The 9,442-nt window shown below is 67.0% G+C and carries 8 protein-coding genes; 4 read left to right on the top strand and 4 right to left on the bottom strand.

Features of this window, described 5'->3' with window-relative positions:
- The first annotated feature begins 201 nt into the window (after nt 1-201).
- The 4 genes from SCNU_RS20675 (at nt 202) to SCNU_RS17670 (ending at nt 3,425) form a co-directional block, all read left to right on the top strand.
- Entirely contained in the window at nt 202-351 is a 150-nt protein-coding gene (locus SCNU_RS20675; protein ID WP_009680783.1) for a hypothetical protein, read from the top strand.
- A 15-nt stretch (nt 352-366) separates the two neighbouring features.
- The gene (locus SCNU_RS17680; protein WP_139026106.1) at nt 367-795 is read left to right on the top strand and encodes a hypothetical protein; all 429 of its coding nucleotides are present in this window, start codon (nt 367-369) and stop codon (nt 793-795) included.
- A 318-nt stretch (nt 796-1,113) separates the two neighbouring features.
- The gene (locus SCNU_RS17675; RefSeq protein ID WP_009680781.1) at nt 1,114-2,520 is read left to right on the top strand and encodes an FAD-binding oxidoreductase; all 1,407 of its coding nucleotides are present in this window, start codon (nt 1,114-1,116) and stop codon (nt 2,518-2,520) included.
- A gap of 50 nt (nt 2,521-2,570) precedes the next feature.
- Nucleotides 2,571-3,425: a fumarylacetoacetate hydrolase family protein gene (locus SCNU_RS17670; protein WP_009680780.1), complete on the top strand. Its 855-nt coding sequence runs from the start codon at nt 2,571-2,573 to the stop codon at nt 3,423-3,425.
- An 86-nt stretch (nt 3,426-3,511) separates the two neighbouring features.
- Here the strand turns inward: SCNU_RS17670 and clpB are convergent, their stop codons facing one another.
- The 4 genes from clpB to SCNU_RS17650 form a co-directional block, all read right to left on the bottom strand.
- On the bottom strand, nt 3,512-6,064 hold the full coding sequence (gene clpB, locus SCNU_RS17665; protein WP_009680779.1) for an ATP-dependent chaperone ClpB: 2,553 nt from the start codon (nt 6,062-6,064) through the stop codon (nt 3,512-3,514).
- Nucleotides 6,065-6,255: 191 nt separating this feature from the next.
- Nucleotides 6,256-7,341 (bottom strand): amidohydrolase family protein, encoded by a 1,086-nt coding sequence (locus tag SCNU_RS17660; protein WP_009680778.1) that lies wholly within the window; start codon nt 7,339-7,341, stop codon nt 6,256-6,258.
- Between the two features lie 178 nt (nt 7,342-7,519).
- Entirely contained in the window at nt 7,520-8,530 is a 1,011-nt protein-coding gene (locus SCNU_RS17655) for a VOC family protein (protein WP_009680777.1), read from the bottom strand.
- Nucleotides 8,531-8,551: 21 nt separating this feature from the next.
- Nucleotides 8,552-9,418 carry an alpha/beta fold hydrolase gene (locus tag SCNU_RS17650; RefSeq protein ID WP_009680776.1) on the bottom strand — a complete coding sequence of 289 codons (867 nt, stop codon included), beginning with the start codon at nt 9,416-9,418 and terminating at the stop codon, nt 8,552-8,554.
- Between the last annotated feature and the right edge of the window lie 24 nt (nt 9,419-9,442).

Below are 9,442 nucleotides of genomic sequence, written 5' to 3'. Positions count from 1 at the left end.
AGGCCAACCACCCCAAACACTCACAGCGGAGCGAGTCGAAACCCCCAGACACGACCACGTCACAGAGATTTCGACTCGCTGCGCTCGCTCAATCAACGGGAGGACTCCGCGCTCAATCAACAGTGCTCCCCGCGCGCGATTTGCGCGGTACGGGCCTCTCCGCTGTAGTTGTATGGTCCAGCTCACTCGGAGGAGTTTCACGTGAAGCGCAGTATCCAGCTCGCCACCGTCACCGCGACCGCCGCAATCGCGGCGACGATCGGCGTCGGGGTCGCACCCGGCAACGCCGACGCGGGCGTCGTCGGCGGTTATCAGCAGCCGGCGTCCGGGGCGGTCTCGATCACGTCCTGAACCAACGAGATCAACGTGATGGTGATCAACCGCAAGGACGCGGACAAGTGCACCGTGACCGCGACCCGCAAGGACGGCGCGACCGGCACCAAGACCCTGACGCGGACGGTCGCACTGAATGCGCTGAACCAGCACACCGGCATCGCGAACTTCGCCGGGATGCTCAACAAGACCGACTACACCGTCTCCGGCACGTGCGAGGGCACCAAGGCAGCCGAGGAATCCACCGACACCGAGTCGACGCCCGCCGCGGAGACCGGTGAGAAGGTCACCACCAATCTCCTCGGCGGCACCAACAAGGTCGTCGTGAAGGTGAACAACGAGGTCAACTCGAACTACGCGCAGTGCCTGCAGATCGTCAAGGGCGTCTCCTGGGACCTCGGTCTCCGCGGAGCACCCCTGCAGACCGTCATGGGCATCGCCACGCAGTTCTGCCCGCGGTAACCATCCGATGGCACCGCCGTGACCTGCGACGTGTAAAGAAATGAGCGACTTTTTCACACGTTTTGGGGACGTGTAAAGTTTCTTTCAGCAGCTCACGGCGAGCCTGCCTCACCACAACACCGGCAAGCCCATCCGCACTCGGCTCGCCTCAACCGACGCGTCACCACTTGCTCCGAGCCCTGTGACCGGATACTGGTCACCGAACTCGGAGCAGACGTCCGCAGGTAGTTCCGCTGCCGCCGGCGCCTGCCGCCGCGGCGTCTCAGCCTGCGGGAGGTTCGGCTTCAGGCGGCGGCGACCGCAGTACGATCGGCAGACATGACCGGCAACGACCGCCCCGGGACGTCACCCGAGGTTCACCTGCTCCGCGAGCGGCTGTCGTCGTCGTTGCCGGAAGGCCGCGTGGTCACCGACCCCGACATCGCGGAGTCGTACGCGCACGATCAGGCCGTGTGGGCCCACTACGGCACGCCCGTCGCGGTGGTCCGGACGCGCACCACGGCCGAGGTGCAGGCCGTCGTGAAGGCCTGCCTCGAGTTCGGGGCACCGATCGTCGCGCGCGGCGCGGGCACCGGGCTGTCGGGCGGCGCCAACGCCGTCGACGGCTGCGTGGTGCTGAGCCTGGAGGCGATGGACGCGATCGTGCGCATCGATCCCCTCGAACGACTCGCGGTGGTGCAGCCGGGCGTAGTCAACGACGACCTCCGCGCCGCCTCCGCCGACCACGGCCTCTGGTATCCGCCCGACCCGGCGAGCGCACCGTGGTCGACCATCGGCGGCAACATCGCCACCAACGCCGGCGGGCTGTGCTGCGTGAAGTACGGGGTCACCCGCGACTACGTCCTCGAGGTCGAGGTCGTCACCGGCCTCGGCGACATCGTTCGCCTCGGTCGGCGGACGGCGAAAGGCGTTGCCGGATACGACCTCTGCGGTCTGATGGTCGGGTCCGAGGGGACCCTCGGCATCGTTACCGAGGCCACGGTGAAACTGCGGCCCGCGCAGGGACGACAGCGGACCGTCGCAGGCTACTTCGACTCCGTCGGCGACGCGGGCGAGGCCGTCGAGGCCGTAGCGGCCGCGGGGCTCACACCGGCCGCACTGGAACTCGTCGACCGCCACTGCCTGCGCGCCGTGGACGAGTGGAAGAACATGGGGCTCTCCGCGGAGGCCGACGTGGTCCTGCTCGGACGCATCGACACGCCCGGGACCGTCGGCGACGAGGAGGCCGACCGCATGAACCAGTGCTTCGCCGACGCCGGAGCCACGTGGTCGGCCGTCTCGACCGATGAGGCCGAAGCCGAAGCCCTCTTCGCCGCACGCCGTCTCGCCTTCCCCGCGCTCGAACGACTGGGGCCGGTCCTCACCGAGGACGTGTGCGTGCCGAAGAGCCGGGTCGCCGAGATGCTCCGCCGGATCGAGGCGATCGGCGTCGAGCACGACACCGTCATCGCCAACATCGCACACGCGGGCGATGGCAACCTGCACCCGCTGCTGATCGTCGACGACGGCGACACCGCAGCCCAGGCGCGCGCCCAGCTCGCGTTCACCGCGATCATCGACGCCGCCGTCGAACTCGGCGGCACCGTGACCGGCGAGCACGGCGTCGGACTCCTCAAACGCGACGGCCTCCACAGGGAGCTCTCGCCGGAGGTCCTCGCCATGCACCGCGCGGTGAAAGCCGCACTCGACCCGCACGACCTTCTCAATCCAGGAAAGGCGTTCTGAGAGCGCCTGTTCCGAGCCCCGACATCCCTCTGCCCAGACCAGGAGAAACCATGCGCCTAGCCGCCTACGACGATCGAGCCACCCTGGTGGTCGGCGCCGACGACGTCCGCGGAATCGACGTCGCCATCGCCTCTGAGGGCCGCTTCGGCCCCGGCCTCACGGAGGTCTACGACGACTGGGCGGCGTTCCGCGTCTGGGCGTCGGGGCGCGACGCCGCGGCCGCCGACACCTTTCCGATCGACCGTGCGCATCTCGGGGCGCCGTCGCCTCGCCCGCGGCAGGTGCTGGCTGTCGGACTGAACTATGACGAGCACGCCGCGGAGTCGGGCTTCGAGTCGCCCACCGACCTGCCGCCGGTGTTCACCAAGTACATCTCCAGCTTCAGCGGGCCCGACACCACCGTCACCATTCCGCCCGGCGGCAACGTCGACTGGGAGGTCGAGCTGGTGGTCGTGATCGGCCGCGAGGCGTCCGGCGTCGACGCCGCGCACGGCTGGGATCACGTCGCCGGTCTCACCGTCGGCCAGGATCTGTCCGAGCGGGTGTCGCAGTTGCGCGGTCCCGCACCGCAGTTCGGCCTCGGGAAGTCGTTCCCGGGATTCGCACCGCAGGGCCCGTGGCTGGTCACTCCCGAGGAGTTCGACGACCGCGACGACCTCGAACTCGGCTGCGCGATCGACGGCGAGCGGGTTCAGGAGGGTCGGACCCGGGAGCTGATCTTCTCGATTCCGAAGTTGATCGCCGGACTGTCGTCGACCGTCACCCTGTATCCGGGCGACGTGATCTTCACCGGCACGCCCGCGGGTGTCGGCGCGGGCCGCACTCCGCCGCGCTTCCTCTCCCCCGGTCAGACTCTGACGAGCTGGGTCACCGGGATCGGCGAACTGCATCAGACGTTCGTGTAGCAGCACGTCGGAGACGGAAAGGCTGTCATTCGGTGCCACCAGGTGACACCGAACGACAGCCTTCTGGTGTATTCGGTTCGCCGGACTCAGCCGACGAGCAACGTCTCACCGTCGCCGCTGACATCCACCGGGACGGTGTCGCCGTCGCGGACGTCGCCGGCCAGCAACGCCTTGGCGAGCTGGTCGCCGATGGCCTGCTGCACCAGGCGGCGCAGCGGACGGGCGCCGTACAGCGGGTCGAAACCGCGCTCGGCCAGCCATTCCTTGGCCTTCGGCGTCACGTCGAGCTCCAGGCGACGCTGCCGCAGCCGCTTGGCGAGACCGTCGATCTGGATGTCGACGATGCGCACCAACTGCTCCGGTGAGAGGGCGTCGAAGATGACGACGTCGTCCAGTCGGTTGATGAACTCCGGCTTGAACGCCGCCCGCACCGCCGCCATCACCTGATCGTTGTCCCCACCGGCGCCCAGGTTGGACGTCAGGATGAGGATGGTGTTGCGGAAGTCGACCGTGCGTCCCTGACCGTCGGTCAGGCGACCTTCGTCGAGCACCTGCAACAGCACGTCGAACACGTCCGGGTGAGCCTTCTCGACCTCGTCGAACAGGACCACCGAGTACGGACGACGACGTACGGCCTCGGTCAGCTGACCACCGGCCTCGTAGCCGACGTAGCCGGGAGGTGCACCGACGAGCCGTGCGACGCTGTGCTTCTCGCCGTATTCGCTCATGTCGATCCGGACGATCGCTCGCTCGTCGTCGAACATGAACTCGGCGAGGGCCTTCGCCAGCTCGGTCTTACCGGTACCCGTCGGCCCCAGGAACAGGAACGATCCCAGCGGGCGGTTCGGGTCGGCGACGCCTGCGCGGGCACGACGGACGGCATCCGACACGGCCTTGACCGCGTCGAGCTGACCGATCACGCGCTTGCCCAGCTCGTCCTCCATGCGCAGGAGCTTGGCGGTCTCGCCTTCCAGCATCTTGCCCGCGGGCACACCCGTCCACGCCGAGACAACCTCAGCCACCTGGTCGGGTCCGACCTCCTCCTGCAGCATCACGTCCTCGTCGGGGTCGGTGCCGCTCTTCTCGACCGCGGCCTCCAACTCCTTCTCGAGACCCGGGATCTTGCCGTAGCGCAGCTCGGCCGCCTTGCCCAGGTCGCCGTCACGCTCGGCCCGATCGGCCTCGCCGCGCAGTCGTTCCAGCTCCTCCTTGACGTCGCGGACGGCGTCGATGGCGGTCTTCTCCGACTGCCAGCGTGCAGACAGCTCGTTCAGCTTCTCGCGGTGGTCGGCCAGTTCCCGGCGCAGCGCCTCGAGGCGTTCCTTCGACGCGGCGTCGGTCTCCTTCTCGAGGGCGACCTCCTCCACTTCGAGACGTCGGACGATGCGCTCCACCTCGTCGATCTCGACGGGGCGGGAGTCGATCTCCATCCGCAGGCGCGACGCGGCCTCGTCGACCAGGTCGATCGCCTTGTCCGGCAGGAAGCGCGAGGTGATGTAGCGGTCGGACAGCGTCGCCGCCGACACCAGTGCGGAGTCGGTGATGCGCACGCCGTGGTGCACCTCGTACCGATCCTTGAGCCCGCGCAGGATGCCGATGGTGTCCTCCACCGACGGCTCCCCGACGTAGACCTGCTGGAACCGGCGCTCCAGCGCGGCGTCCTTCTCGATGTACTTGCGGTACTCCTCAAGCGTCGTCGCACCGACCAGCCGCAGCTCACCGCGGGCCAGCATCGGCTTGATCATGTTGCCCGCGTCCATCGCCGACTCGCCGGTCGCACCGGCGCCGACGATCGTGTGCAGCTCATCGATGAAGGTGATGATCTGCCCCTCCGACGCCTTGATCTCGTCGAGGACGGCCTTCAACCGCTCTTCGAACTCACCGCGGTACTTGGCGCCCGCGACCATCGAACCGAGGTCGAGGGAGATGACGGTCTTGCCGCGCAACGACTCCGGCACATCACCGGCGACGACGCGCTGGGCCAAGCCCTCCACGATCGCGGTCTTGCCGACGCCGGGCTCACCGATGAGCACCGGGTTGTTCTTGGTCCGACGCGACAGCACCTGCACCACGCGGCGGATCTCGGAGTCACGGCCGATCACCGGATCGAGCTCGCCCTCGCGGGCCCGCTTGGTGAGGTCGGTCGAGTACTTCTCCAGCGACTGGTACGTCGACTCCGGGTCCTCGCTGGTGACGCGCGCGGTTCCGCGCACGGCGACGAATGCGTCGCGCAGCGCTTCCGGGGTCGCACCCGCACCGGTCAGCAGCTTCGCGGTGTCCGACTCACCCGTCGCCAGCCCGACCATCAGATGCTCGGTCGAGACGTACTCGTCGGTGAGCTCGGTCGCGAGCTTCTGCGCGGCCGTGATCGCCGCGATCGACTCGCGGCTCAGCTGCGGCTGGGCGCTCGAACTCGACACGGTCGGAGCCCGGTCGACGAGGTTCTTGGCCTCGTTGCGGATCCGCACGGGGTCGACGCCGACGGCCTTGAGCAGCGGCGACGCGATGCCGTCGGTCTGCTCGAGAAGCGCGACGAGAATGTGGGCGGGCCGCACGTCGGGGTTACCCGCAGCGGCCGCATCCTGGACGGCAGCCTGCAGTGCAGCCTGCGTCTTGGTGGTGGGGGTGAAGCTGTCCACTGACATTCGCCTTTCTGTTGGTCTGTGTCCGAACACTGCCGAACTTAAGTCTATACGGCTCATGTTTGCCGTTCGACTACTTCAACCAACAGAGAGTTGAGTCCATTCCGCTTAAGTTTGAGGATAGGGGTGATGTGCGACACAGAGTTCCCGGCGTGAAAGTCGTCGCCGCTTTCAAGATCGCCAGCCGTTCAGTCGACGGCCGACCGCAGTCGCGGCAGTTGCTTCAACGGATTCCGATGCTCCACGTCGTAGCGCTGGTCGGTGGTGAACACGCTGGACAGGCCCGGAGCCGGGTCGCCGCCGCCGTCGAGGAACGTCATCTGACTGAAGGGCCAGTCCGAACCGAAGACGATCTGCGATCGCGGTGCGACCGCGAGCACCGACCTCATCGCTGCTTCGGACGCACTCAGCGCAGTGTCGTAGAAGAAGGTGCGGATCAACTTCTGCACCTCCAGCGCAGACGGACGCGGGACTCCCGCGGGCCACTTGGTTCCGACCGGGGTCTGCGCGGCGACACCGATACGCCACGACAGGAACGGCAGGGTGCCGCCTGCGTGCGCCAGCTGGAAACGGATCCCGGGGTAACGACGCAGCGTACCGCCGGCGAGCATCAGCGTCGCGGCGCGCGTTGTGTCGAAGGTGAACTCCTCAAGGAAGTCCGGAAGCGGCAACGAGGGCTTCGCCGAGTCGGGAATCGCCGCGGGGTGGACGAACACGAACGCCTGGCGGCGATTGAGCGCCGCCATCAGCGGCTCGAAGCGCGGATCGCCGAGGTAGACGCCGTCGTATGCGCTGAGTAGAACCACACCGTCGAGGTGCAGCGTGTCGAGCGCGTACTCCATCTCGGCGATCGACGCCGCAACGTCGGGCATCGGCAAGACTGCGAAGGCACCGAAGCGTGACGGGTACTTCTTGAACAACTTCGACGCATACGTGTTGCAGTAGCGCGCCATGTCGCGAGCGTCCTTGCCCTTGAGGTACGAGACACCCGGGTCGGAGACCGAGAGCGCCTGGGCCTGGATGCCCCACCGGTCCATGAAGTCGATCGCCGACTCCGGTGACCACTGCGGCGTCGGGTAGCCGCCGATCGTGTAGTGCCCGTGTTGCAGGAGCGATTCGCGGTACTCCGGCGGCAGGCAGTGCGCGTGGAGGTCGATACGGTACCGCCCCTTGGGTGCAGGGGCGGCGCCGGCGGGTCCGGCTGCGGTTGCTGCAGCTGCGGCCCCGCCCGCGGCCAACGCTCCGGCGCCGATGAGCAGGGAGCGACGGCTCACCGCTCTCCGTGCCGGACCTCTGTCGATGCTGTTCTCGCCGGGAGTGGACGAACTGTGAGACGTCACGAATCTGCTTCTCTCTATGTGGTCGGAGGGGTCGCAAGACGTCGTCCGTCGAGCGTTGGTTCACAGTGCGACTACCGCCGCTCGCACGGTGGGATCGGCGGCTGATCGAATGTCAGCTGTCGGCGATCCCGACACCGGCGAGAGCCGGGACCATGTCTTCCGCGCTGCGCAACGACTGCGCAGCGCGCCGGAACTGGTCGAGCTTTCCGATGATGGTCTCGCCTTCGGGGGTATGCCCCCAGATGCTGATGCCCTGGTGAGTGCTCGGCTCCCACGTCCGTTCGTCGACGACGATCGGATTCCAGCCGACCTCCCATTCGAAGCCCGACGGGGTGAGCGCGTAGAACGACAGTTCCTTGTCGTTGGTGTGTTGTCCCACGGACAGTGCCATGCCGAAACCCAGTTGCTTGACGCGCTGGTAGGCCTGCGTCATGTCGTCGAGCGTCGCCACCTCGATGTTGAGATGCTGGACGCGCGTGCGGATCGGATTGACCGGGAGTCCGCGAACGTTGGCGATGGCGATGGAGTGATGCCGCTCGTTGACGCGCAGGAATCGGATCTTGAGCCTGGCGCCGTTGATCGTCTCGTCGATGTAGTCGGTGAGACGCGCGTCGAACACCGTGTTGTAGTAGCCGCGCATCTGATGGGGCTTGGTGGACGTGATCGCCACATGTCCCATTCCGGAAGCACCGGTGACGAAGCCGCCGCGGGTGGTCATCGCCAGGGGCTGGTCGGTGCGCATCGCACGGGTGAAGATCTCCTGCGCCAAACCGTTGGGTCCAGGGAATCGGATCAGCCGCTCCACGCCGCGAACAGCCGCATCGTCGTCGGTGCCGTCGACGGTGGGCACCCCACGATTGACCACTCGGCCCACGATCTCGTCGAACGACTCGTGGTCGTCGAGTTCCCAGCCCAGTGCGACGACGTCCTCGGCGGGACCGCGCACGATGATGAACCTGGCCTGGTGATCGTCGAGTCGGAACCTGATGACGTCCGGCGACACCTCGTCGAGGTGCATTCCGATCGCGTCTTTCCCGAAGCGACGCCATTCGGCGAACTTCTGGCTCTCGATGACGATGTACCCCAGGTGCACATTTCCGAACACCGATGGCGCGCTTGGCATTGCAGATTTCATCGTGGCCCGCTACTCGTAGGTGCCGTCGAGGAAATCGGTGACCAACCGGTTGAAGAGCTCGGAACGCTCCCACTGCACCCAGTGCCCGGTTCGCGCGGCCATGAACAGGTCGGCATTCGGCATTCGGTCGATCAGCATCTGGCCACCAGCGGGTCGATTCACCTTGTCGTTCTCACCCCACAGGATCAGAGTGCGGGTCTGCAGTGAGTTGAGCCGATCGTCGCGGGTGAAGTCCATGCTCCACGCCGTCTTCAGCGCACCGAGCCCGGACGGTCGGCGCAACGGCGGGTTGGCGATCACCTCAGGGTCGATCGATGCCTGATACCGCTCGTCGATCGCGGAACTGGGAAGAGCTTCGGCGTCGTAGACGAGGTAGTTGCGGATGAAGTCCTCGAGCTTGTCGCGGCTCGGGCCGGAGCCTCCGTAGTAGTTGAGCAGTGTGTTGAGACCCTTCGTCGGGACTGCACGTGTGGTCCCGACGCCACCGGGGCCCATCAGAACCAACTTGCCGACGCGGTGCGGCGTGTCGAGCGCAAGACGCAGTGCACACGCACCGCCGTACGAGTTGCCGACGAGATGAGCCGACTCGATGTCGAGGTGATCGAGCAGCGCGCGGATCGCGTCGGCGAGCGCGCCGAACGGGTCGCCCTGCGCGAGGTTCTTGCTACTCCCGCCGTAGCCGGGCATGTCCGGGACGATGACGCGGAAGTGTTCGGCAAGGGCATCGATGTTGCGCGAATAGTTGGAGAGTCCGGACGCGCCGGGGCCTCCGCCGTGCAGCAGCACCACCGGGTCACCCGAGCCGACCTCGGCGTAGAAGATCTCGGTGTCGCCGTTGACCGTGACGGTGTGCGAAGTCTGATCGGTGGGGGTCATGATGTCGCTCCTTGAATGGGGTAC

Origin of the sequence: Gordonia neofelifaecis NRRL B-59395, from assembly GCF_000192435.1 — a bacterium.
Classification (GTDB): domain Bacteria; phylum Actinomycetota; class Actinomycetes; order Mycobacteriales; family Mycobacteriaceae; genus Gordonia; species Gordonia neofelifaecis.
This window is presented reverse-complemented; position numbering and strand designations above follow the sequence as displayed.